19 protein-coding genes, 1 tRNA gene and 1 other RNA gene are annotated in these 23149 nt (G+C 74.4%); 8 read left to right on the plus strand and 13 right to left on the minus strand.

Features of this window, described 5'->3' with window-relative positions:
- Positions 1-19 precede the first annotated feature (19 nt).
- From AB0P07_RS30945 to ffs, 6 genes are all read right to left on the minus strand, one after another.
- Positions 20-919: a phosphoribosylaminoimidazolesuccinocarboxamide synthase gene (locus AB0P07_RS30945; RefSeq protein ID WP_365556366.1), complete on the minus strand. Its 900-nt coding sequence runs from the start codon at positions 917-919 to the stop codon at positions 20-22.
- 127 nt (positions 920-1046) lie between these two features.
- On the minus strand, positions 1047-2528 hold the full coding sequence (locus tag AB0P07_RS30950; protein WP_365556368.1) for a N,N-dimethylformamidase beta subunit family domain-containing protein: 1482 nt from the start codon (positions 2526-2528) through the stop codon (positions 1047-1049).
- Positions 2529-2741: 213 nt separating this feature from the next.
- A complete protein-coding gene (locus AB0P07_RS30955; protein ID WP_365556370.1) occupies positions 2742-4811 on the minus strand; it encodes a hypothetical protein in 2070 nt (689 codons plus the stop codon).
- A 342-nt stretch (positions 4812-5153) separates the two neighbouring features.
- On the minus strand, positions 5154-6404 hold the full coding sequence (gene purD / locus AB0P07_RS30960; protein ID WP_365556372.1) for a phosphoribosylamine--glycine ligase: 1251 nt from the start codon (positions 6402-6404) through the stop codon (positions 5154-5156).
- A gap of 107 nt (positions 6405-6511) precedes the next feature.
- Complete coding sequence (locus tag AB0P07_RS30965) at positions 6512-8890, minus strand: DNA polymerase III subunit gamma and tau (RefSeq protein ID WP_365556374.1); 2379 nt, start codon at positions 8888-8890, stop codon at positions 6512-6514.
- Positions 8891-8935: 45 nt separating this feature from the next.
- Positions 8936-9032, minus strand: an RNA gene (gene ffs / locus AB0P07_RS30970) — signal recognition particle sRNA small type.
- 73 nt (positions 9033-9105) lie between these two features.
- Here ffs and AB0P07_RS30975 point away from each other — a divergent pair.
- The 3 genes from AB0P07_RS30975 (at position 9106) to AB0P07_RS30985 (ending at position 11610) form a co-directional block, all read left to right on the plus strand.
- Positions 9106-9193, plus strand: a tRNA-Ser gene (locus tag AB0P07_RS30975).
- A 334-nt stretch (positions 9194-9527) separates the two neighbouring features.
- Positions 9528-10364, plus strand: a complete 837-nt coding sequence (locus AB0P07_RS30980; protein WP_365556376.1) for an MIP/aquaporin family protein — start codon at positions 9528-9530, stop codon at positions 10362-10364.
- Positions 10365-10476: 112 nt separating this feature from the next.
- Entirely contained in the window at positions 10477-11610 is a 1134-nt protein-coding gene (locus tag AB0P07_RS30985; RefSeq protein WP_365556378.1) for a glutathione-independent formaldehyde dehydrogenase, read from the plus strand.
- On the opposite strand, the gene AB0P07_RS30990 is transcribed toward AB0P07_RS30985, so the two are convergent.
- From AB0P07_RS30990 to AB0P07_RS31020, 7 genes are all read right to left on the minus strand, one after another.
- Complete coding sequence (locus tag AB0P07_RS30990; RefSeq protein ID WP_365556380.1) at positions 11607-12098, minus strand: hypothetical protein; 492 nt, start codon at positions 12096-12098, stop codon at positions 11607-11609. The genes AB0P07_RS30985 and AB0P07_RS30990 overlap by 4 nt on opposite strands.
- A gap of 141 nt (positions 12099-12239) precedes the next feature.
- Positions 12240-12374, minus strand: coding sequence for a hypothetical protein (locus tag AB0P07_RS30995; RefSeq protein ID WP_365556382.1), 135 nt, complete (start codon positions 12372-12374; stop codon positions 12240-12242).
- 122 nt (positions 12375-12496) lie between these two features.
- Positions 12497-14377 (minus strand): copper resistance protein CopC, encoded by a 1881-nt coding sequence (locus tag AB0P07_RS31000; RefSeq protein ID WP_365556384.1) that lies wholly within the window; start codon positions 14375-14377, stop codon positions 12497-12499.
- A 264-nt stretch (positions 14378-14641) separates the two neighbouring features.
- On the minus strand, positions 14642-15442 hold the full coding sequence (locus AB0P07_RS31005; protein ID WP_365556385.1) for a glucose 1-dehydrogenase: 801 nt from the start codon (positions 15440-15442) through the stop codon (positions 14642-14644).
- The gene (locus AB0P07_RS31010; RefSeq protein WP_365556387.1) at positions 15439-15930 is read right to left on the minus strand and encodes a cupin domain-containing protein; all 492 of its coding nucleotides are present in this window, start codon (positions 15928-15930) and stop codon (positions 15439-15441) included. The genes AB0P07_RS31005 and AB0P07_RS31010 overlap by 4 nt, the downstream gene beginning before the upstream one ends.
- The gene (locus AB0P07_RS31015) at positions 15927-16547 is read right to left on the minus strand and encodes a GNAT family N-acetyltransferase (RefSeq protein WP_365556389.1); all 621 of its coding nucleotides are present in this window, start codon (positions 16545-16547) and stop codon (positions 15927-15929) included. The genes AB0P07_RS31010 and AB0P07_RS31015 overlap by 4 nt, the downstream gene beginning before the upstream one ends.
- Positions 16540-18813, minus strand: coding sequence for a penicillin acylase family protein (locus AB0P07_RS31020; RefSeq protein WP_365556391.1), 2274 nt, complete (start codon positions 18811-18813; stop codon positions 16540-16542). The genes AB0P07_RS31015 and AB0P07_RS31020 overlap by 8 nt, the downstream gene beginning before the upstream one ends.
- Before the next feature lie 82 nt (positions 18814-18895).
- Here AB0P07_RS31020 and AB0P07_RS31025 point away from each other — a divergent pair, with 82 nt between their 5' ends.
- From AB0P07_RS31025 to AB0P07_RS31045, 5 genes are all read left to right on the plus strand, one after another.
- Positions 18896-19621 carry a siderophore-interacting protein gene (locus tag AB0P07_RS31025; RefSeq protein WP_365556392.1) on the plus strand — a complete coding sequence of 242 codons (726 nt, stop codon included), beginning with the start codon at positions 18896-18898 and terminating at the stop codon, positions 19619-19621.
- A 25-nt stretch (positions 19622-19646) separates the two neighbouring features.
- The gene (locus AB0P07_RS31030) at positions 19647-20231 is read left to right on the plus strand and encodes an HhH-GPD-type base excision DNA repair protein (RefSeq protein ID WP_365556394.1); all 585 of its coding nucleotides are present in this window, start codon (positions 19647-19649) and stop codon (positions 20229-20231) included.
- A 1070-nt stretch (positions 20232-21301) separates the two neighbouring features.
- Entirely contained in the window at positions 21302-21985 is a 684-nt protein-coding gene (locus AB0P07_RS31035; protein ID WP_365556396.1) for an HdeD family acid-resistance protein, read from the plus strand.
- 79 nt (positions 21986-22064) lie between these two features.
- Positions 22065-22412, plus strand: a complete 348-nt coding sequence (locus AB0P07_RS31040) for a hypothetical protein (protein WP_365556398.1) — start codon at positions 22065-22067, stop codon at positions 22410-22412.
- 377 nt (positions 22413-22789) lie between these two features.
- A complete protein-coding gene (locus AB0P07_RS31045) occupies positions 22790-23086 on the plus strand; it encodes a type II toxin-antitoxin system VapB family antitoxin (protein WP_003999914.1) in 297 nt (98 codons plus the stop codon).
- Positions 23087-23149 lie beyond the last annotated feature (63 nt).

Consider the following 23149-nt stretch of genomic DNA (forward strand, 5'->3'; position numbering starts at 1 on the left):
CCTGCCACGGCCTCTGCCGCTAGGACCAGCTCTGGCCGGTCAGCAGCTCGTACGCCTCCACGTACTTGGCGCGGGTGGCGTCCACGACCTGCTGAGGCAGCGGCGGCGGGGGCTGCTCGCTCCGGCGGTCCCAGCCGGACTCCGCGGAGGTCAGCCAGTCCCGCACGAACTGCTTGTCGTACGACGGCTGCGCGCGGCCCGGCTGCCACTGGTCGGCCGGCCAGAAGCGGGAGGAGTCCGGGGTGAGGACCTCGTCGGCGAGGACCAGGTCGTCCCCGTCGAAGCCGAACTCGAACTTGGTGTCCGCGAGGACGATGCCGCGCTCGCGGGCGATGTCCCGGGCGCGGGAGTAGACGGCGAGGGTGGCCCGGCGCAGGGCGGCGGCGGTTTCCGCGCCGACCTGGCGGGCGACCTCCTCGTAGGAGACGTTCTCGTCGTGCTCGCCGACCGCGGCCTTGGTGGCCGGGGTGAAGATCGGGGCGGGCAGCTCGGAGCCGTCGACGAGGCCCTCGGGCAGGGCGAGGCCGCAGACGGTGCGGGACTCGTCGTACTCCGCCAGGCCCGAGCCGGTGAGGTAGCCGCGGGCCACGCACTCCACGGGCACCATCCGCAGCGACTTGCAGACCAGGGCGCGGCCCGCCCAGTCGGCCGGGGCGCCGGGGGGCAGCTCGGTGCTCAGGACGTGGTTGGGCGCCAGGTCGGCGAGCTGCTCGAACCACCACAGCGAGAGCTGGGTGAGGACCCGGCCCTTGTCGGGGATCTCGGTCGGCAGCACCCAGTCGTAGGCGGAGATGCGGTCGCTGGCGACCATCACGAGGTCGCCCGCCTCGTTCCGGTACAGCTCGCGCACCTTGCCGGTGTGCAGATGCACCAGGCCCGGAACCTGGATCGGCTCGGGCTTTTCAACGAATCCGGACACGGTTCCTCCCCGTGGTGACGTCCAATGGACCGATTCTCCCGCATGTCACAGGCGCGGTGGACGGCGGGGCGGTGGACAGCGAGGTGGCGGACGGCGGAGGACGGCGGCGTGGTCCCGGGTGCGGGGCTCAGTCCCGTTTGCAGATGCGGTCCAGGAGATTGGCGGTGGCGCGCTGGATCCGGGGGTCGACGTGGCCGGGGCGGTCCAGGGCCGGGGACCAGGCGAACGTGCCGGACGCGAAGACCCAGGCGCCCGACGGGGCCCGGTACAGCGACGTCTCCTGGTGGCGCCGGACGCCGTCCACGTCGGTGTACGGGGAGTGGGCGAGCAGGACCCGCTCGTCGTGCCCGGGAAGCGCGGTGCGCGGGAAGTAGCGGTCGGCCTCGCCCGCCACCAGGTCCTCGATCTCGTCGCCCTCGTGGGCTCCGGTGGCCTCCCAGAGCCAGTGACCGGCGTTGCGGACGATCATCGGGTGCGGTTCGGGGACACGGCCGGCGTACTGGATGCCGAGCAGCTGCTGCTCGGGGCGGTCGATCTCCCGCCACAGCGCGGGCCGGCCGGGCCCCTTGCGTTTGCGGCAGGTCAGCAGGCGGTCGGGGACACCGGACGGGGAGGGAGCCAGCTCCACCTGCCAGTACATGGTGTTGGCGGACAGGAAGACCAGGGAGGTCCCCCGGTCGCGGGCCAGTTCCGCGGTGCGGCGCATGGCGCCGGACCAGTACTCGTCGTGGCCCGGGAAGACCAGGCCCCGGTAGCGGGCCGGGTCGACGCGGCCGGAGTGCAGGTCGCGGGCGTCGGCGTAGGCGACGTCGTAGCCGTAGCGCTCGGCGAAGCGGATGAAGTCGTAGGCGTGGCCCACGTGGAGGGGCAGGCCCGCCCCCGCGTACGGGCGGTCGAAGGAGACGGTCGTCGCGGCGTCCGCCTCGCCGAGCAGGCGGCCCTCCTCGTCCCAGGCGTGGTAGAGGCTGGCGCCGGTACGGCCGTCCTCCGGGTAGAGGTTGTACGCCTGCCAGGTGACGTCCGGCAGGAGGAGCAGCAGGTCGGCCGGGTGGTCGTCGCGGACCGTGAAGGGGACGTGGGAGCGGTAGCCGTCGGCGGTGGTGAGGACGGCCACGTACGCGCCGATGTTCCAGTATGTGGGGACCTGCAGCCGCCAGGACAGCCACCAGTGGTGGCAGGAGACCGTGCGGTCGGCGGTGAGCGGCGCGGGCTGGACGATGCCGGACAGGCGGGGGCTGGTGGTGATCTTGGCGGCGCCGTCACCGCCGTAGTGGCCGATCCGGTAGATGTCGACGCCGAACTCCTGGGGCGGGTCGACGGTGACGTGGAAGTCGATGGCCTCGCCGGGGGCGACGGCTCCCGTCGCGGTGAAGCCCTTGATCTGGCGGCGGACGTCGTCGGCGGCGCGGGGGCCGCCGCCGGAGTCGGTACGGGTGCCGGCGTCCGTGCCGGTGCGGTCCTGGTCCGCGTACCAGGCGACCACCTGGCCGGTGTCGCCGAAGTACGTCTCGCCGCCGCGCAGCCAGGGGACCGGCCCCTGCCCGAAGGGGTCCGTCACGGCGTGCGCGAGTGCTCCCGACTCCCAGCGGCGGATCTGCTCGGGCCCCATGGGACAGTCCCCTCCCTCGTGCCCCCGTGGTCGTGCGTATGACGAACGCCTTTGCCATGTGCGCGATCGGTCCCAGCACATCACATGTCGCACGCGTGCGGTCACTGTTCGTCGCGAAGTGGCCGAAAGTGGAATGGCGCCGTCCGATTCCTTCGCGCCCGCCTGCGACGGCGTGATGGGGGGCGGCCGGCGGATGGCGGGGCGGTACGGGCGTCAGACCAGTCGCACCGGCTTCTCCGGGCGTATGCCGAGCTCTGTCATCCAGGCGCGCAGCGGGCCCGGGTCCCCCGTTTCGACGAGGCTGAGCACGCTGGGCGCCAGGTCCGCGGTGCGGGCGCCGTCTAGCAGGAGCGCCGGCCCGTCGAGCCAGTCGAGGCCGGGGGCCGCGCCGACGGTGTCCATCGCCGCACAGCACACTATCGCCGTGATGTGCGCGGTGAGGATCTCGCGCCCGGTGCGCGGGGGCTGCAACGGCAGGAGGGGAAGCGCATGGTCGTCCCAGAGGGCCGCGTCGGGACCCGCCCCGGCGCCCGGACCGGGGGGCGAGGAGGGAACCCCGGCCCCGACGGGCCGCTCCCGCGCCTCCTCACGGGCCAGCTGCGCACTGAGCCCGGCGGCCAGGACGGCCCCCGGCGCCGTGGTGCCGGCGAGGTCGTCGTCGTCCTCGTCGTCGACGGGGGTGCCGTGGTGGTCGGCGCGGGGCGGAGCAGGGTCGGCGTGGTCGCCGTGCGGTGGGTGCGGGACGGCGTGGTCGCCGCACGGGGCGTGCCCGTCGCCGGGGGCGTCGGGGGCGCCGCGCCGGGCGACGGGGCCGGCGAGGTCGTCCAAGTCGCCGGCAGGGGCGTCGTGGTCGGCGTACACCGGATGCGGGGCGGCGTGGTGGGCCTGCGGGGCCTGCGCGTCGGCGGGTGCGGTGCCGGTTGCGGGGTGTGTCTCGGGGGCCGGGTCCGCGTCGGGGGCTGTGGGAGAGGTGGGGGTGCGAGCGGGGTCCGGGGTGGTGAGGTGGTCCAGGACGCGGGCCAGGGTCGGGCCGTCCGTGCCCGGTGCGGTACCCCCGCCGGAGCGGCGGACGCCCAGGGTGTCGAGCACCCGGTGCAGACGGGCCGCGTCCGTACGCCAGGACCGGTCGACGACCTCCTCGGGATAGTCCTCCCAGCCGACCGGCGACCAGTCCGGACGGGTCTCGGCCGGCCCTCCGTGGAAGAGGCGCGCGGCGAGGAGCGAGACCGCCTCGTCCACCACCCCGGGCTCCTCCAGCAGGTCACAGGCGGGACGCTCGCCCAGGCGGGAGGCGAAGCCCTCGGCCAGACGGTCCCGGCGCGACAGCTCCGTGAGGGCGGCGACGACGCCCACGTCCAGCCGGGAGGGCCAGCGGCCCATCCGCCAGGCGGGCAGCGCCACCCGGGTCAGCAGCCGGTCCCAGCCCGCGTAGGCGAGCCCCACCTGCTCCTGCGCGACGATCCGCAGACCGTAGTCCACGGCCTGTGCGCGCTCGGCGGCCGCGGTCGCGACCCCGCGCTCCATCTCGGTCGCGTGCCGCCGACAGCTGCGCAGCAGGAGCCGGGAGACCCAGCCGAGACCCGCGCACGCCACCCGGGACAGCGGATCGCGCCGGGCCGCCGAGGCCACCGCCACGGCGGCGTCCAGCCCCCGTATGAAGCGCCGGGCCGCGGCTATGTCGGGGTGCGCCGAAGGCCCCGTACCGGCGACCACCGGGGCCAGGACGGCGCGCAGCTCGCCCACCCGCATCCACCACAGGAACGGTGAGCCGATGACCAGAACGGGCGCCGCGACGGCACTCCGGCGGCGGGCGCGGTCGCCGAGGCCGGGCAGGCCGTCGTCGTCCCTGTCCACGGGCGGCGGGCCCTGCAGCGAAGGGGTGCGGTCCTCCAGCCAGCTGTCGCAGTCCGGGGTGAGCGCTATCGCCGAGGGGGCGGGGACGTCGAGCCGGTCGGCCAGGTCACGCACCATCCGGTAGAGCTCGGGCGCCGACTCCTCGGAGACCGTGACCGTGGGGGTCACGGCGGGCTTGGCGCGGGCCACGACCAGGGCGACTCCGACGGCGGCCGGCAGGACGAGCAGCGCGAGCACGGACACCACCCAGCGCAGGACGTCCCAGCCGCCGCCCACGAGGCGCCCGGTGGATCCGCCGACGAGGAGGATCACGGCCGCGGCGGCGGGCAGCAGGGCCACAGCCAGCGCGCGGCTGCGGACCCGCAGCACCGCAAGCGCCCGGGTACGCGCGGCCAGCACGCCCATCTCCACACCACCGAGAGCGGTCACGGCCGGACCTCACCCCCTCATCGCTGTCCTGTATGCCCTGTACCTGCTGGACCGTCCTGCTGCACTACTGCTCTCCCGATCGTCCTGGGCTTCCTGCTCTTCGGGTTCTGCTCACTCCACCCACTGTGGCACCCGGCACTGACATCGCAATGCCGGTGGGCCAAGTGCCGGAACGCCTGCGCGGCACCCTAGTTGGGGGCCCCGCGCCCGTCAGCCGTATGGCCCATCGGTCACCCGATGGAATGGCTTTGGGGAAAGCTGCGGACGGACAGCAAAGGTCAGGCCCCGGCTCCTGGGAGGGAGCCGGGGCCTGTCGGATCCGGTGACCGGGAAGGTCGCGGGTTACGCGCCCGCCGCCTTCGCCGCGATGTCGGTGCGGTGCTGCGAGCCGTCGAGACGGACGCGGGCGACGGCCCGGTAGGCACGGTCCCGGGCCTCGGCGAGGTCGGCGCCGGTGGCCGTGACGGACAGGACGCGGCCCCCGGCGCTGACGACGGCGTCGCCCTCGGCGCGGGTGCCGGCGTGCAGGACGTAGGCGTGCGGGGCGTCCTGGGCGGCCACCTCGTCGAGGCCGGTGATCGGGTCGCCGGTGCGCGGGGTGCCGGGGTAGTTGTGGGAGGCGACGACCACGGTGACGGCCGCCTCGTCGCTCCAGCGCAGCGGCTCGAGGTCGGCGAGGTTGCCGGTGGCGGCGGCCATCAGCAGACCGGCGAGCGGGGTCTTCAGGCGGGCCAGCACGACCTGGGTCTCGGGGTCGCCGAAACGGGCGTTGAACTCGATCACGCGCACACCGCGCGAGGTGATCGCGAGCCCGGCGTAGAGAAGTCCCGAGAACGGTGTGCCGCGCCGGCGCAGCTCGTCGACGGTCGGCTGGAGCACGCTCTGCACGACCTCGTCGACCAGCTTCGGGTCGGCCCACGGCAGCGGCGAGTACGCGCCCATGCCGCCGGTGTTCGGGCCCTCGTCACCGTCGAGGGCGCGCTTGAAGTCCTGGGCGGGCTGGAGCGGGCGTACGTTCTCGCCGTCGGTGATCGCGAAGAGGGAGACCTCGGGGCCGTCCAGGAACTCCTCGACGACGACGCGGTCGCAGGCGTTCGCGTGGGCGCGGGCCGTCTCGACGTCGTCGGTGACGACGACGCCCTTGCCCGCGGCCAGCCCGTCGTCCTTGACGACGTAGGGCGCGCCGAAGGCGGCGAGGGCCGCGTCGACCTCGTCGGGGGTCGTGCAGACGTAGGAACGGGCCGTGGGCACGCCCGCGGCGGCCATCACGTCCTTGGCGAAGGCCTTGGAGCCCTCCAGCCGCGCCGCCTCCCCCGACGGCCCGAAGACCGGGATGCCCGCCTCGCGGACGGTGTCGGCGACCCCGGCGACCAGCGGCGCCTCGGGTCCCACGACGACCAGCTCGGCGCCGAGCCGGGTGGCCAGCGCGGTGACGGCCGCGCCGTCGAGGGCGTCGACCGGGTGCAGTTCGGCGACCTCGGCGATACCGGCGTTGCCGGGTGCGCAGTGCAGCGCGGTGACGTCGGGGTCGAGGGACAGGGAACGGCACAGGGCGTGTTCGCGGGCGCCGCCGCCGATGACAAGGACCTTCACGGGGTGAAGCCTAATGGGAACGGGCCGCCGCGGTTTGTGCGGGCTTCCGAAGGGACCGGCCGCGGAGGCTTGTGGCTTCCTCCAGGCCGGGCGCCCGGCTCGGGCCGCTACTCGTTGGCGATCTCCTCGACCACCGTCGCGCCCAGTTCGCGGACCAGCAGTTCCTTGCCGGAGAGCGCGGACTCGTCGAGGTCCGGGTCGTCGTCCTCGGGGATGTCGTCCTCGGGGGAGACCGGGGGCGGCTCGGGTGCCGAGGGACGGGACGCGGGGGCGGCGGCCGGAGCCGACGCCGGAGCCGGCGCGGGGGCCGCGGGCGGGGCGGTGGGCTCGGACGCGGGCGCCGTCGGCCGCTGCGCGGGCGCGCCCCCACCGAAACCGCCCCCGCCACTGCCACCGCCGAAGCCGCCTCCTCCGCCGCCGAAGCCACCGGAGGGCCCCGGGGGGCCGGACGGACCCGCACCGGAGGGGGGCGCCGAGCCGCCGGACGGATCGACGACCGCGTCGATCTTCCACTGCACGTTGAACTGCTCGGCCAGGGCCTGCCGCAGCACGTCCTCGCTGCCGCTGCTGACGAAGTTGTCCCGGGCGCCGGCGTTGACGAAGCCGAGCTGGAGGGAGGTGCCGTCGAAGCCGGTGACCTGGGCGTTCTGACTGAGCAGGATCCAGGTGAACCGGCGGCGGTTCTTGACCGCCTCCAGGATGTTGGGCCAGAGCGAGCGGGGGTCGATACCTGAAGCGCCCGGCGGCGGAGAGGCCGGCGCGGGACCGCCCGGAGCGGAGGCCGGAGCCGGGGCCGGAGTCGTGGCGGGGCCGACAGCCGGACCGGGAGCGGCCGGTGTCCGGGGCTGCCCACCTCCCGCAGGGGCCGCCGTGGGCCACCCACCGGGGCGGCGCCCGCCACCCGCGGGAGCCGCGGTCGGCCAGGCACCGGGAGCCGGCGCCGAACCGGAAGCAGGAGCCGGAGCGGCGGCGGCAGGTGCGGGGGAAGCCGCGGGACCGGCAGCGGCGGCGGGAGCAGACACGGCCGGCGCCTGCCCGCCCTCGGCGGAAGGGCCTCCCACGTCGGCCGAGGACCCGGCGCCGACACCGGCCCCGGCCCCGGCCCCGGCACCAGGAGCAGCACCGGCACCCGCGGCGGAGGACGAGCCACCGCCCGGGCCACCGCCCGGCGCACCGGCGCCCTGTCCCCGTACCGCCGCACGGGCCGCGGCGGGTCCGCCGCCCGGCGGCAGCGGAGCCCCGGCGGGTGCCGCGCCCCCGGCACCGGCATGCGCCTCGGGCCCCGGCACGTAGCCCATGGCGGGTGCGCCCGCACCGGCCGAGAACTGCACCCCGCGCTCGATCCGGTCCAGCCGGGCCATGACGGACCGCTCGTCGCCGTACGCGGCGGGCAGCATCACGCGTGCGCAGATCAGCTCCAGCTGGAGGCGCGGCGAGTGGGCGCCGCGCATCTCGGTGAGCCCCTCGTTGACGATGTCGGCGGCGCGGCTCAGCTCGGCGGCGCCGAACGACTGGGCCTGGGCCTGCATCCGCTCGACCACGTCGGCCGGGGCGTCGATGAGTCCCTTCTCCGCGGCGTCGGGCACGGCGGCGAGGATCACCAGGTCGCGCAGGCGCTCCAGCAGGTCGGTGACGAACCGCCGCGGGTCGTTGCCCCCCTCGATCACCCGGTCCACGACCCCGAAGGCGGCGGAGCCGTCCCCCGAGACGAAGGCCTCGACGACGGAGTCGAGCAGCGAGCCGTCCGTGTAGCCGAGCAGGGCGGTGGTCATGTCGTACGTCACACCGTCGGCGCCGGCACCCGCGAGCAGCTGGTCCATGACGGACATGGAGTCACGCACCGACCCCGCGCCGGCCCGCACCACGAGCGGCAGCACCCCCTCCTCCACCGCGATGCCCTCCCTGCCGCACACGTCGGCGAGGTAGTCGCGCAGGGTGCCGGGCGGCACGAGCCGGAAGGGGTAGTGGTGGGTCCGCGACCGGATGGTCCCGATGACCTTCTCGGGCTCGGTGGTCGCGAAGATGAACTTGAGGTGCTCCGGGGGCTCCTCGACGACCTTCAGCAGGGCGTTGAAGCCCTGCGGGGAGACCATGTGGGCCTCGTCGATGATGTAGATCTTGTACCGGCTGGAGGCGGGCCCGAAGAAGGCCTTCTCGCGCAGGTCGCGGGCGTCGTCCACGCCACCGTGCGAGGCGGCGTCGATCTCGATGACGTCGATCGAACCCGGCCCGTTCCTCGCGAGGTCGCGGCAGGACTGGCACTCGCCGCACGGGGTCGGGGTCGGGCCCTGCTCGCAGTTCAGACAGCGCGCCAGGATCCGGGCACTGGTCGTCTTGCCGCAACCGCGCGGACCACTGAACAGGTACGCGTGATTGACCCGGTTGTTCCGCAGCGCCTGCTGCAGCGGGTCGGTGACATGCCCCTGCCCGATGACCTCGGCGAAGGACTCCGGGCGGTAACGGCGGTAGAGCGCGAGAGACGACACGCATACGAGGTTATAGGCGCCCACCGACAACCGGACCGCCCGCAAACGAGACGCCCCCCACGCACCCGCCAGAGCCGACCTACCCTTGCTGCCTTCCGGCCCTGGGGGAGTTCAGTCAGATAGCGCCGCGTGAGGGGCTGGCCCACACGTTACCCGATGCGGGGCCCTCGGAACGAGTTCGCAAGCACTCCCCGGCGTCATGTAATGTTCTCGGCGGAGGATTCGCCTAGAGGCCTAGGGCGCACGCTTGGAAAGCGTGTTGGGGGCAACCCCTCACGAGTTCGAATCTCGTATCCTCCGCCAGTGCCTCACCGGGCACGATGTCGAAGGGCCCCACCGCTTGCGGTGGGGCCCTTCGACATCGTGCTTACGCCTCGCTGTCCTGGCTCCGGGCTACGCAGCCGTATGCCCAGCACCGTCCTCGTCCGGGTTCTTCTTCCTCGTTCCTCGCCGGGTCCGGCCTTGCTCCGTCGAGGGGAATTTTCGCGTGCCAACCGGTGCACTTGCCCGGTTGAGCGACCCGGCGACGTTTTGTGCGGGTATGGAGCGGATTGGTCTGTTCCGATCCAGCGAAGGAGGGCCGGTGGCCGAACGGGTGGTACATCGACGTGGTTATCGAAAGGGACTCGGCGGCGAGATGTGCGCCGAGTTCCTCGGGACGTTCGTCCTGATTCTGCTCGGCGTCGGTTCGGTGGCCGTCGCGGTCGCCGGGCTGCCGGGCTCGGGCCGGCAGACCGTGGACTTCGGGGCCGCCAACTGGCTCATCATCTCCTGGGGATGGGGCCTCGCCGTCGTGTTCGGCGTGTACGTGGCCGGCGGCGTGAGCGGGGCGCACCTCAACCCCGCGGTGACCCTGGGGTTCGCGGTGCGGCGGGACTTCCCGTGGCGGAAGGTCCTGCCCTACTGGCTCGCGCAGGTCGTGGGCGCCTTCGTGGCCGCAGCGCTCGTGTACGCCTGCTACCGGTGGGCGATCGACGCGGCCATCGCCAAGGCCGGCGAGACCCGGGAGACGTCGCTGTCGACGTACTCGATCTTCGCCACCTTCCCCGCCGAGTACTTCGGCGACTCCTGGTGGGGCCCCCTGCTCGACCAGATCGTGGGCACCGGGATCCTGCTGCTGCTGATCTGCGCGCTGATCGACACCCGCAACACCGCTCCGGCGGCCAATCTCCACCCGTTCCTCATCGGGCTCGTCGTCGTCGCGATCGGTCTCACCTTCGGCACCAACGCCGGGTACGCGATCAATCCGGCCCGCGACTTCGGCCCCCGCCTGTTCACCTTCTTCGAGGGCTGGGGCGACATCGCCCTGCCCGGCACCTTCCAGTGGTTCAGCGGCTACTGGTGGATCCCCATCGTCGGCCCGCTCATCGGCGGGGTCGTCGGGGTCCTGGTGTACGACCTGCTCGTCAGCCCGGTGATCAAGGCCAGGATGAGCGAGCGCGAGGAAGGGCCGGCCACCGAGGAGCCCAGCTAGGACGGACGCGCCCCCGGTCGCGCCGATCCGACCCGATTTGCCCCACCTCCTCTACCGGAGAAGCATGAGAGGTGGGTCACGGGGGCCAGCGCGCGGACGGGAGGTCGCGATCATGAAGGCTGTCGTCTACAAGGGGCCGTTCTCCGTAGCGGTCGAAGAGGTGGAGAAGCCGGGCCTCCGGCACCCGAACGACGTGATCGTGCGCGTCACCTCGACCGCGATCTGCGGGTCCGACCTCCACATGTACGAGGGACGCACCGCCGCCGAGCCGGGCATCGTCTTCGGCCACGAGAACATGGGGATCGTCGACGAGGTCGGTGAGGGCGTCACCGGGCTGAAGGCGGGCGACCGCGTGGTCATGCCCTTCAACGTCGCGTGCGGTTTCTGCACCAACTGCGCCGCCGGGTACACGGGTTACTGCACGACCGTCAATCCCGGCTTCGCGGGCGGCGCGTACGGCTATGTTTCCATGGGGCCCTGGCAGGGCGGCCAGGCCGAGTACCTGCGCGTCCCGTACGCCGACTTCAACTGCCTGAAGCTGCCCGAGGGCGACGCCCACGAGACCGACTTCATCCTGCTCGCCGACATCTTCCCCACCGGCTACCACGGCTGCGAACTCGCCGACGTCCGTCCCGGCGAGAGCGTCGCGGTGTACGGGGCGGGTCCCGTCGGGCTCATGGCCGCCTACTCGGCGCTGCTGCGCGGCGCGAAGAAGGTGTTCGTCGTCGACCGCGTCCCGGAGCGGCTGCGCAAGGCCGAGGAGATCGGCGCGGTGCCCGTCGACTTCTCCGCCGGCGACCCGGTCGAGCAGATCAAGGACCAGACCGGGGGCGCCGGCACCGACAAGGGCGTGGACGCCGTCGGCTACCAGGCGACGGCGGGCGGTACGGACAAGGAGGAACCGGCGACCGTCCTGAACTCGCTGGTCAACACGGTCCGGCCGACCGGTGCCCTGGGCGTTCCCGGGCTCTACGTCCCGGCCGACCCGGGCGGCCCGGACGAGCAGGCCAAGCAGGGCATGCTCCTCGTGGCGATCGGCCGGCTCTTCGAGAAGGGGCTGCGGGTCGGCACGGGGCAGTGCAACGTCAAGCGGTACAACCGCCGGCTGCGGGACCTGATCGTCGAGGGCCGGGCCACGCCCAGCTTCGTCGTCTCCCACGAGCTGCCGCTGGAGCAGGCACCGTCCGGCTACGACAAGTTCGACAAGCGGGTCGAGGGCTACACGAAGGTGATCCTGCACCCCTAGCGCCGGGGGCGGAGGCGGACGCGGAACCACAGCGCCGCGCCCATCGCCGACGGCACGGCGACCAGGGGCACCGTCCACCACGGCACGCGTGCCCACACCGCCGACAGGCCCACGGCGAAGCACACGCCGATCACGCCGAAGAGCAACCGCCTGCCGTACGGCTCCCAGGTCAGCGGTTCGTGGGCCTGCGGCCTGACGAGGCGGACCGTGCCGAAGACGAGGCACTGCGCCGCGACGAGCCCGGCGAGTACGCCGACCGCTGCGTTCATCTGAAGCTCGTCACGCGGCGCCTCCCGGGTGTCCTGCCGTACGCCGCCCTCGGCGAGCACCATGATCTCGCCGCGCCAGGCGGTGGCCGTGACCCGGTCGCCGGGCCTGAGCCGTTCCAGGAGCGGTCCCGAGCCGTTGAAGTGCACGGTCCCCCGCCAGGAGTCCCGGTACGTCAGGGTGGCGTCGTGGACCGATTCCTTGCCGGCCGTCCTGTTCACCGTCTTCTCCACGGTGAGGTGCCAGGTGCTCAGGCAGTCCGTGTCCGACCGGCTCAGCTCGCCGGAGAAGCACGACTCGGCCGCGCGGTAGTCCCGGTAGCGCTCGCCGTCGGAGGGCAGCCACCAGGCGAAGACGAGGCATCAGGCCACCGCCGAGGCCAGGGACAGCAGGATCAACAGGACGCCCGTGCGCCGTGCCCGGCGCCTGTCCTGCGGCCCGTCCGTGGGCCGCGCCGTGGCCCACGCCCGGGACGCCGTCGCCGCCCTCGCCCTCATCGCCCCTCCCCCTCCCCCTCCCGCTTCTCCGGCAGCTTCGGTCATCCGGAACCCGGAACACAACGAGGCGGGACGGCAGTCGGACCGGGGCTGGGACTTCCGTACTCCGGCAAGACCGGCCGTTACCGCTCCACCCGTATCCGCCGGGTCTCGCTCACCTGGTCGATCTCCGACACCCGGACGGTCGCCTTCATCGTCCAGGTGCCCGAAAGGGGCAGGGTGACGGTGTTGGCGCTCCAGTAGCCGCCCCGGTCGACCAGCTCGGCCTCGATGGGGCCCACGTCCTTGTCGGGCAGGGTGAAGGAGAGGCGCAGTTCGGGCACGGCGGCCAGGCTGCCGTCGGGGCCGAAGACGACGGCCTGCACCGCGTTGTCGCCGGTACGGCCCGGGTCCAGGGTGATCTGGACCGTGCCCCGGCCCGAGGCGCCGACCTCGAACGGCATCGTGGTGACGGACGCGGGCAGCACCCCGCCCGCCGGTACGGCCGCCCGTGCCGCCTCCTCCGCGGAACGGCCGGGCGGGGTGGCGGTGAGCACGGTGGTGACCCCCAGCACCACGGCGGCGACGACGGCCTCGACGAGGACGGAACGGTACAGACCGCGTCGGAGGGCGGACCCGGACCCGGCGTCTCCGGGGCCGGTGCTGGTGCCGTCGGTGCCGGGGCCGGCGTCGGTGTCGGTGTTGGTGCCCGGGTCGGTGTCGAGGCCCGGTGGGGGCGGTGGCTTCGGTGTCTCCGGCGGTGGGCCGCCCGCCGGTTGCGGTATCCGCTCGGGGACGCGGTCGGGCTCGCGTACGGCGACCGGGGCGGTCACCAGCGCCGCCGTCCACCGCCGGGACACCGCCGCCGCGGCCAGCAGGACGGCCACCAGGACCACCTTCGCGAGCAGCAGCCTGCCGTACGTAGAACCGGTGAGCGCCTGCCAGGAGCCGAGGCCGCGCCAGGACTGGTAGACGCCGGTGACGACCAGGACGGTCACGGCGGCGAAGGCGGTCCGCGAGAAGCGGGCGACCGGACCGGCCGTTTCCGGGGAGGGGTGCGGGGCGCGCAGGGTGACGAGCAGGGCGACGAGGCCGCCGAGCCAGACCGCGGTGGCCAGCAGGTGCAGCACGGAGGACGTCATCGCGACCGGCACCTGTATGCCGGCCGAGGCGTGCTCCGCGGCGGCCCAGGTCAGGGCGAGGCCGACGGCCAGGACGACGCCCACCGCGGCGGCGAGCGGGAGGCTGCCCCGGCGCCGGTCGCCGCGGTCCACGCCGTCCACGCGAGCCGCGCGAGCCGCGCGGGCCAGGTACAGCGCGACCGGCAGCAGCAGCCCGAGCCTGGCCAGGAGCAGGGCACCCGGGCGGGTCGTGAGGGTGTCGCGCAGCGCGGCCGGGTCCAGGGCCGCCGACGGGCCCGTGCCCGCCTCGTACGGGGCGCGCAGCACCAGCAGGGCGAGGGTGGCCGCCAGCAGGGCCCACCAGGCCGCCACCAGGGGGCGGCGCAGCGGCGCCGGGTCCGGCGGGCGGCACAGGGCGACGAAGGCGGCGGCGCCGATGAGCAGGGCCGCGGCCAGGTAGGAGAGGTAGCGGGCGATCTTGTGGAGGGTCGCGGTCAGCGGGTCCTCGGTGGGGCCGGTGTCCACGGGCGCGGCCGCCTGGGAGGGCTTGCCGACCGAGAAGGTGAAGGCGCCGGAGACGGGGTGGCTGTCGGCGGACACCACCCGCCAGGCCACGGTGTACGTCCCCTCCCCCAGCTCGCCCGGCAGCGCGACCCGGGCCGTGTCAAAACGCCCGTCCGCGCGTCCGGCCTCCCCCAGGTGCAGCCGGTGGCCGCCCGGGTCCAGGACGCGGAAGGAGTCGTCGCGCAGGCCGACGGACTCGCTGAAGGTCAGGGTGACGTGGGCGGGCGCCCGCCGGAGGACGGCTCCGTCCTCGGGGCCGGTGGAGGCGAGGGCGGCATGGGCGGACGCCGGTCCGGCGCCGCCGAGGACGAGCAGGGCCAGCACGGAGCCCAGCAGCACCAGCCGCCGGAGTCCCCGGTGGGCCGGTCGGCACCGGGTCCCCGGCGGGTCCCCTCGCCGCGGGACCCCGCGTGGGACCGGTCGCCGCTCCCGGTTCCCCGGTACGGGCCGCGTCCATTGCGTCCGGCCGCACCCTCGTCCCCGGTCTCCAGCGCACGCACCGCCGCCACACCTCACGTCGCATCTCCGTCGTCGGGACCCACTGCCTCGCCGATACGTACGGACGGGGAGGCCGCCCCGCTCAGTCGCGCGGCCGACGGGTGCTCACCACGACGGGCGTGCCGTCACCCCGCCGTCCACCACGAGGTCGTGGCCGGTCACCCAGGACGCCAGCCGCGAGGCGAGGAACACGCATGCGTCGCCCACGTCCTCCGGGCGCCCGAGCCGCCCCGTCGGCGCTGCCCGACGCCACCGCCGTACGCCCTCCGGCCAGGCCTCGGTCAGGCCCTCGCGGTCGATGAGGCCGGGTGACACGGAGTTGGCTCTGATCCCCCACGGGCCGTACTCCAGCGCCGCCGACCGGGCGTGCATCACGACCGCCGTCTTGGAGGCGCTGTAGTGCGCGTGAGCGGGGGCGGGGGCGCCCGCCTCGATGGAGGCGATGTGCGTGACCGTGCCGCCGCCGTCCTGGTGCCGCATGATCCGGGCCGCGGCCTGCGTGCACGCGAAGACGCCGGTGAGGTTGGTGTCGACCACCTCACGCCACTCGGCCGCCGTCATGCCGGGCAGTTCCCGCAGCGGCTGCACGCCCGCGTTGTTGACCAGCGCCGTGAGCCGTCCGCCGCCCCAGTCGGCGGCCTCCTCGGTCAGGCGCCGGCAGGCGTCCTCGTCGGTGAGGTCGGCGCGCAGGACGGTGGCGCGTCCGCCCCGGTCCCGGATCCGTTCCGCCACGTCGCGGGCCGCCTCCGCCGCCGTACGGCAGTGCACCGCCACCGCCGCGCCCTCCTCGGCGAAGCGCAGTGCGATGCCCCGGCCGATGCCGCCGCCCGAGCCGGTGACCAGGGCGACCTGACCGTCGAGGAGAGGTGGACAAGAGGAGGGAGAGGGGGCGCGGGAGGGGGTCATGGGCGGCACAGTGCCACGATCCGCTCGGCCGCGGCCGGGTAGCGCGCCGTGAGGTCGGCGGCGTCGCCGTGCTCGTAGTCCCCGTAGGTGAATCCGGGCACCATCGTGCATCCGAACAGCGACCACGCGCCGCCCGCCGCCACCCTGCCGCCCATCCAGGTCCCGGCCTCGACGGTGAACTGCACGTGCTGCCCGCCCAGGACGTCCGGTCCCAGCACGGCCGTACGCGCGCTGCCGTCCGGGACGAGGAGGAGCAGTTCGAGCGGGTCGCCGAGGTAGAAGTGCCAGACCTCGTCGGCGGGCAGGCGGTGCAGGGCGGAGAAGTCACCCGGGCGGGCGGTGAGCAGAGCGACGATGGCGGAACCGGCGGGGCGGCCGTCCGCGCGCTCGGGCCCTGCCCAGGTGCGTCGGAAGAGGCCGCCCTCGCGCGGGATGGGCTCCAGCGCGTAGTGCGCGATCAGGTCGTCGGCGGTCGGCACGTCGGTCATCCCGCGAACGCTACCTCCCGGCGGAGGAAGGCGAGTTGCGCCTTCTTCTCGGGCAGGTACACGTCCGGCAGGTCGACCTCGGGCAGGACCACCGCGGGGCCGGCGGTGAAACCCTGCCTGCGGAAGCGGGCGATCGCCTTGTCGTTGGCCACGTCCGGGTCGACCACGACCCGGGTCCGGTCCAGGCCCAGCAGGACGTACGTCATGAGGGCGCCCGACAGTGCGGCGGTCCAGCCGGGGCGCGCGCCCTCGGCTCCGGCGGGGGCGAGGAGCAGGTGGACCCCTATGTCGCCCGGCTCGGCGTCGTAGCACTCGCTCACCCGGTCGGCCGCGGGGTCGTAGGTCTGGAACAGGGCGACCGGATCGCCGTCCTTGACGACCAGGAAGGCGTGGTGGGTGTCGAGGGTGTCCATGTGCGCGTAGACGGCGCCGACCTGTTCCCTCGTCAGGCCGTTCATGCCCCAGAAGGCGGCCCTTTCCTCGCTCACCCAGCCGTGGATCCGCGTGGCGTCCACGGCGGGGTCCAGGGGGAGGACGCGGACGGTGCCGAAGCCGTCGAGGTGCTGCTCGTGCACGGCGGGCCGGTCGGCGTACGGGGTCGGCTGGGCGTCAGTCATCGGATTCCTTCGTGAGCCGGGTGAAGTCGGTGATCACCGGAGCGAGTTCACCGGCGAGCCACAGGGGCTGCTGGTCGCGGTGGTGGGGCGAGCCCGGTACGCCCGAGGCTCCGTGCGGCACCACCCAGCGGCTGTTGTCGCGGTCGGCCAGGTCCCAGACGTACCGGGCGGCCGGGCCGCGAGCGGCGCGGTCGGTGAGGCCGGGCACGGGGGAGGTGCACAGCACGCAGTCGTGGTCGCCGGAGAGGCCGGGCTCGGCCGCGGGGCCGCTGACGTCCGGCAGCGCCCGCCAGGGGGCCAGACGGTGGGTGTCGCCCCAGGTGCCGGGCGGCGGCGCGGCGGCGACCTCCTCCAGCGCGGCGCGGACGGTCGCGGCGCGGTCGATGCCGTACAGGTCGTCCGCGCGCAGGAGGTGTTCGAGGGCGTACGCGACGCGCGGCACCAACGCGAGCCAGGGCTGCAGCACCTCGGGGTACGCGAGCGGCACGGACGCGGGGGCGAGGGCCGGGTGCGCCGCCAGTCTGCGTACGACCGCAGCGCGCAGGGCCGCGTACGCCGCCGCGTCGGTGCTCTCGGCGTCCATGCGGCGGTCCCAGGCGAGGAGGCGGGCGCCCAGGGCGGCGGCCTCGGCGGTGAGCGGGGCCGGGGTGGCTGGGGTGGTTGGGGTGGCCCCAGTGGTTGAGGTGGCTGGGGTGGTTGGGGTGGCCCCCGTGGTTGAGGTGGCTGGGGTGGTTGGGGTGGCCCCCGTGGTTGAGGTGGTTGAGGTGGTTGGGGTGGCCCCCGTGGTTGAGGTGGTTGAGGTGGTTGGGGTGGCCCCCGTGGTTGAGGTGGTTGAGGTGGTCAAAGCGGCGAGGTGGTTCAGGAGAGGGGTCGCCGAGGCCAGGTGGGTGTCCGTGTGGATCGTGGGCATGTCCGGCGCCGACCAGCGCTCCTTGCCCGCGAGCAGGGCGGCGATGCGGTCGGCGCGGTGCGGTGGGGCGAACTCGACGCCGAGTGGGGAGGACGGGCCGCGCTGATTGGCCATCACGGCGACGCCGTCGGTGAGCCCGGCTCGGGGCGGGGTGTGCCAGCCGGTCCACTCGTGGCCGGGCACCCAGGCCGGTACGGGGCGCAGGCCGTTCTCCTTCGGCCGTATTGGCACGCGGCCCGCGACCCGGTGCAGCAGGCCGCCCTCCGTGTCGGCGGCCTGCACCACGTTGACCGGCTCGGTCCACGCGTCCAGGGCGCGGTCCACGTCGGCGACCGTGCGGGCCCGCAGCAGCGGCAGCAGGGCACCGAAGCCGAGGTCGGCGGTGACGCGGGGCGGGTGGCGCAGGCTGAGGGCGGCCGGGGTGCCGTCGTCCAGGCCCTCGGGGCCGCCGACGACGACCGGGCCCCGGTCGGTCTCGATGACCTCGATTTCCACGGTCTCCTCCCCGGCCACGTCGACGCGTTCCGTGTGGCGGGCGGCGCGGTGCCAGGTGCCGTCGGGGCTGAGCGCCTCGACGCCGGCGCCGGTGCGGCGCAGGCGCTCCCGGTACAGGTCCTGGTAGTCGGCCATCGCGTTGGTGATGGCCCAGGCGACCGTGCCGGTGTGGCCGAAGTGGGCGACGCCGGGGACTCCGGGCACGGCGAGGCCGACGACGTCGAACTCCGGGCAGGACAGGTGGATCTGCTGATAGACCCCGGGTTCCTCGATGAAGCGGTGCGGGTCGCCCGCGATCAGGGCGTGTCCGGTGGTGGTCCGCTCGCCGCTCACCAGCCAGCCGTTGCTGCCGGCGGTGCCCGGGCCGTCGGTGGCGAACAGGGCGACGGCCTCCGGGCCCAGGTGCGCCGTGATGTGCTCGCGCCAGAGCTTGGCGGGGAAGCCCGCGAAGAGGAGATGCGTGCCGAGCCAGACGCCCAGCGGGGTCCAGGGCTCCCAGCGGCCGGGGGCGAGACCGGTGCGGGCGAACTCCGGGGCGGTGCCGTCTTCGGCCAGCCCTTCGTTGACTCCGTCGACGTACGCCCGCACCCAGGCGGCCGTCTCCGGGTCCTTCCGCTCCAGGGCCCCGAAGCAGCGGCGTGCGGTGTCCGCGAGGCGGGCGCGGCGGGCGAGGCGGTCCCAGGACAGGGCCTCGGGGCCCAGGAAGGACGCGGAGGTTCCTTGGGCGCGGTGCCGTTCGACCTCGAGCTGCCAGGCGCGGTCGCGCGCGGTCACCCGACCCTGGGCGCGGGCCAGTTCGGCCGCGGAGTCCGCGCGCAGGTGCGGGATTCCCCAGGCGTCGCGGTAGGTCTCGGCGCTCACCCCTGTGCCCCACTTTCCTTTAGGTTAGGCTCACCTAAGTATTCTGGTCGTGGCCGAATAGTACGTGAAAGGTGAAGGAAACATGGGGCAGGGGCGGGGCTGGGAGGGCGCGGTCCTCAAGCTGATGCGCGCGAAGGACTTCGAGTTCACGGTGACGGACGCGGAGGACGTGACCGCGGACTTCCGGCGGCTGCGCCTGACCGACGGGGGCATGCTCGCGGCGACCGGGGTGCATCCGACGATGTGGGTGCGGCTGTGGTTCGAGAACGCGGGCCGGCCGCACCAGCGGGCGTACACGCTGGTCGACCCGGATCCGGAGGCCGGCACCTTCGCCATGGAGTTCGCCCTGCACGAGGGGTGCGCGAGCGACTGGGCGCGGGCGGCGAAGCCGGGTGACACGATCGAGGCGACGGTCCAGGGGACCGGGTTCGAGGTGCCGCAGCCCCTCCCGTCGCGGGTCTTCGCGGTCGCGGACCCGGCGTCCCTGCCCGCCCTCAACTCCCTCCTCGACGCGCTGGGGCCGGTGCCGGCGACCGTCTGGTTCGAGGGCGGCACGGACGACGGGCTGCCGTTCCGGGCCGTTCCCGGGCGGCACGAGGTCCGCGCGGTGCCGCGCCGGGACGCGGGGGCGCATCTGGTGGGCCGGGTGAAGGAGGAGCTGCCGGAGCTGCTGGGGGCCGCCTCCGAGCCGTTCGTCTGGATCGCCTGCGACACGGCGACGACGCGGGCGCTCTCGTCGTACGTCCGCAAGGAGCTGGGGGTGCCGAAGCAGCGGGTGAACTCGCTGGGGTACTGGCGCGCGAGCTGAGCCCGTACAGGCGATCATCGGGACCATGGACGTCACACTTCACCTCGCCCAGGACCCCGAGGCCGACGAACTCCTCGGGCGCAGTCCGCTCGCCGCGCTGATCGGCATGCTGCTCGACCAGCAGGTGCCGATGGAGTGGGCGTTCAAGGGGCCGTCGACCATCGCCCGGCGGATGGGCGCGGAGGATTTGGACGCGCACGACATCGCGGCCTACGACCCCGAGGTGTTCGCCGCGCTGCTCTCCGAGAAGCCGGCCGTGCACCGTTACCCCGGGTCGATGGCGGGGCGGGTGCAGCAGTTGTGCCAATACCTCGTCGAGACGTACGACGGTGACGCCGAGGGCGTCTGGCGGGGCGTGTCCACCGGCGGGGAGCTGCTGAAGCGGCTCCAGGCGCTTCCGGGCTTCGGCAAGCAGAAGGCCCAGATCTTCCTCGCGCTGCTCGGCAAGCAGCTCGGCGTCCGCCCCGAGGGGTGGCGCGAGGCCGCGGGCGCGTACGGGGAGCCCGACTCCTTCCGGTCCGTCGCGGACATCAGGGGGCCGGAGTCGCTGACCAAGGTGCGGGCGCACAAACAGGAGATGAAGGCGGCTGCGAAGGCCTCCGGCAAGTAGGGGGGCGGATGCCTGCGGCGCCGGTGCGGGTTCGGTGGGGGTGCGGATGCCTGCGGCGCCGGTGCGGGTGCCTCCGGCGGTGGGTGGTTGGTGGTGGGAGGCCTGCGGCGCCTGCGCGGGTGGGGTGGGGTGCGGATGCCTGCGGCGGCCTGTACGGGGTGCGTGGTGGTGGTGGTGCGGGGTGCCTGCGGTGGTGGGGGTGGGGGTGCCTGCGGCGCCTGTGCGGGTTGGGTGGGGGTGCGCGTAGCGCCTCGGGTTCGGGGGGTGGGTCGGGGCCGGGCCGGGGGGTGTCCGTCCTCGGAACGGCGCGGAATCGGTCGGCCACAGATCTCCCCCGGCGCGGACGCGCCAACCGCTGCGGGCGGACACCCCCCGACCCGACCCCTCCTCGCCGTACGCGGCTCTCCCCCGCCCCACGCCACTGCCCCGTCCCCGCCGTACGCGGCTCCCCGCCGCCGTCACCACCCCAGCCGCAGGCAGTCCGCCACGCCGCCGCCACTGCTGCGGGCAGTCGCCATGCTTGCCGCCCCCGCTGCGGGCAGTCGCCACGCCACCCCAGCTGCAGGCAGTCCGCCACGCCGCCGCTGCTGCGGGCGGTCGCCATGCCTGCCGCCCCCGCTGCGGCAGTCGCCACGCCACCCCAGCTGCAGGCAGTCCGCCACGCCGCCGCTGCTGCTGCGGGCGGTCGCCATGCCTGCCGCCCCAGCCGCAGGCAGTCCGCCACGCCACCGCCGCCGCCGCTGCTGCTGCTGCGGGCAGTCGCCACGCCTGCCGCCCCCGCTGCGGGCAGGCGTGCCGCTGGGGCGGCACGGGTGGGCGCTGGGGTACCTCCCAGGCCGTTCAGGCACGGGGGGAGGCACCCCGCCAGCGCCGGGCCGCCTCACCCCGCCCCCACACCCGCGCCGGGAGTCACGCCGACGCCGGGACAGTGGGTCCACCCGGCGCGCCCGCGCCCACGCCGGGCGACCGGGCAACCCGGGACCGGTGGGCCCCGCACCCGCGCCGGGCGGCATCAGCCCCGCGGACCCTCCCCGGTGGCGGGCACGCCGGCGTGGCTCCCAACATGGGGCATGACCGAACCACCTTCCGGCTCCCCCGGCGGGACGCCGTACGACGACCGAGGGGTGCACGGCCGGTACGGGACCCGCGCCCCGGGCGCCGTACGGCAGGAGCACGAGCCCGAGCCGCCCTTCGAGGGGCCCCTGCACCAGCTGTCCCGCGCCGCCTGGCAGACCGTGCTGTTCACCGGGGTCGCCTCGCTCGTCCTGGGCGTGCTGGTCCTGGTCTGGCCCGGTGCATCGCTGCTCGCGGCCGGCGTGCTCTTCGGCCTCTACCTCGTCATCAGCGGCGTGCTGCAACTGGCCGCCGCCTTCGGCACGCACCGCAGGACCTCGCTGCGGGTGCTGGCCTTCATCAGCGGCGCCGTGTCGATCCTGCTGGGTCTGTTCTGCTTCCGCGGCCCGCTGCAGTCGGTGCTGCTGCTCGCGCTGTGGATCGGTATCGGCTGGCTGTTCCGCGGCGTCACGCAGATCGTGGCCGCCGTGCACGACCCGGCGATGCCCGCGCGCGGCTGGCACGTCTTCCTCGGCGTCGTCACCATCGCGGCCGGCATCGTCCTGATCGACTCGCCGGTCGAGTCGGCCACCGTCCTCATGCTGGTCGGCGGCTGGTGGCTGGTCGTCGTCGGTGTCGTCGAGATCGTCACGTCGCTGCGGCTGCGCGGACGGGCGGGGCGGGTCCCGCACAGCCTGTGAGCGGCGTCCGGTACGCCGAGCGGGCGGATCTCGCCCCCGGCGCGATGGACGGCGTACGCCGGGCGGGGACACGAGTGGGGTGAGACCCGCACCGCACGCCGGCACCGCCGTCCTCTCCGGACGCCTCGGCGCCTGTCTGCGGGTCCTGGTCCTGCTGCTCGTCCTCGTCGTGCCCGGCACGCACGTGACGGCCCAGGCGGTGCCGGTCACGCCGGTGGCCGGCGCGGGCGGCACCGCGGGGGAGTACGACCACCTCGACACCGCCCTGCGTGTTCCGGGCCGGTGCGGCCGGCGTGCGGCCGTGGTCCGGCCGGTCCCGCCGTGCCGCACGGCGGACCGCCGTCGTACTCCCCTGCGCCTCGACGCCCCTACCGAGAACGCCACCGCCCCTCCCCGCGGCCCGCGTTCCGTGGTTCTGCGCTGCTGACCGCGCCGGACCGGCCCGACCGCCGGTCTCCGCGCGCACCGCAACAAGCACGCGAAGCACCAGGAACGAGGAACCGCCATGCCCAACGACCCCTACGCCGCCCTGCGCGCCCTCCTGCGCGCCGAGGCCGCCCGCCGTACCCCCGAGCGCGGCACCGAGCCGCAGCCGGCCCCCTCGCCGGAACGGGGGCGCCGCTGAGGCACCGCGCGGGGCGGCGGAGGCGGGGCGCGTACCGTCTCCGCCGCCCCCGGGGGAGATCCCGCGCTCGTCGATCTCGCGGCCCCGTCGGTGTTTGGTCCCCTTTACGGCGTCTTTTCCGGCGCCGCACTCCGGCGCCATGGCTGCGCCCGCAACGTCCGGGCCGGTAGGCTTTCCGTGTGATCTTCAAGCGCATCGGAAACGGCCGGCCGTACCCCGACCACGGCCGGGAAAGCACCCGGCAGTGGGCGGACGTCGCTCCGCGCCCGGTCCGCCTCGATCAGCTCGTGACGACCAAGGGGCAACTCGACCTGGAAACGCTCCTGGCCGAGGACTCCACCTTCTACGGCGACCTCTTCGCGCATGTCGTGAAGTGGCAGGGCGATCTGTACCTGGAGGACGGACTGCACCGGGCGGTGCGGGCCGCGCTGCAGCAGCGACAGGTGCTGCACGCCCGCGTTCTCGAGCTCGACTGACCGGGCCGGCGGGCCCGCGCTTGACCCTTTCGGGTTGCCTTGCCACCCGACTGCGGAACGTCG

It is taken from the genome of Streptomyces sp. NPDC085944, from assembly GCF_040686295.1.
Taxonomy (GTDB): Bacteria; Actinomycetota; Actinomycetes; order Streptomycetales; family Streptomycetaceae; genus Streptomyces; species Streptomyces salinarius.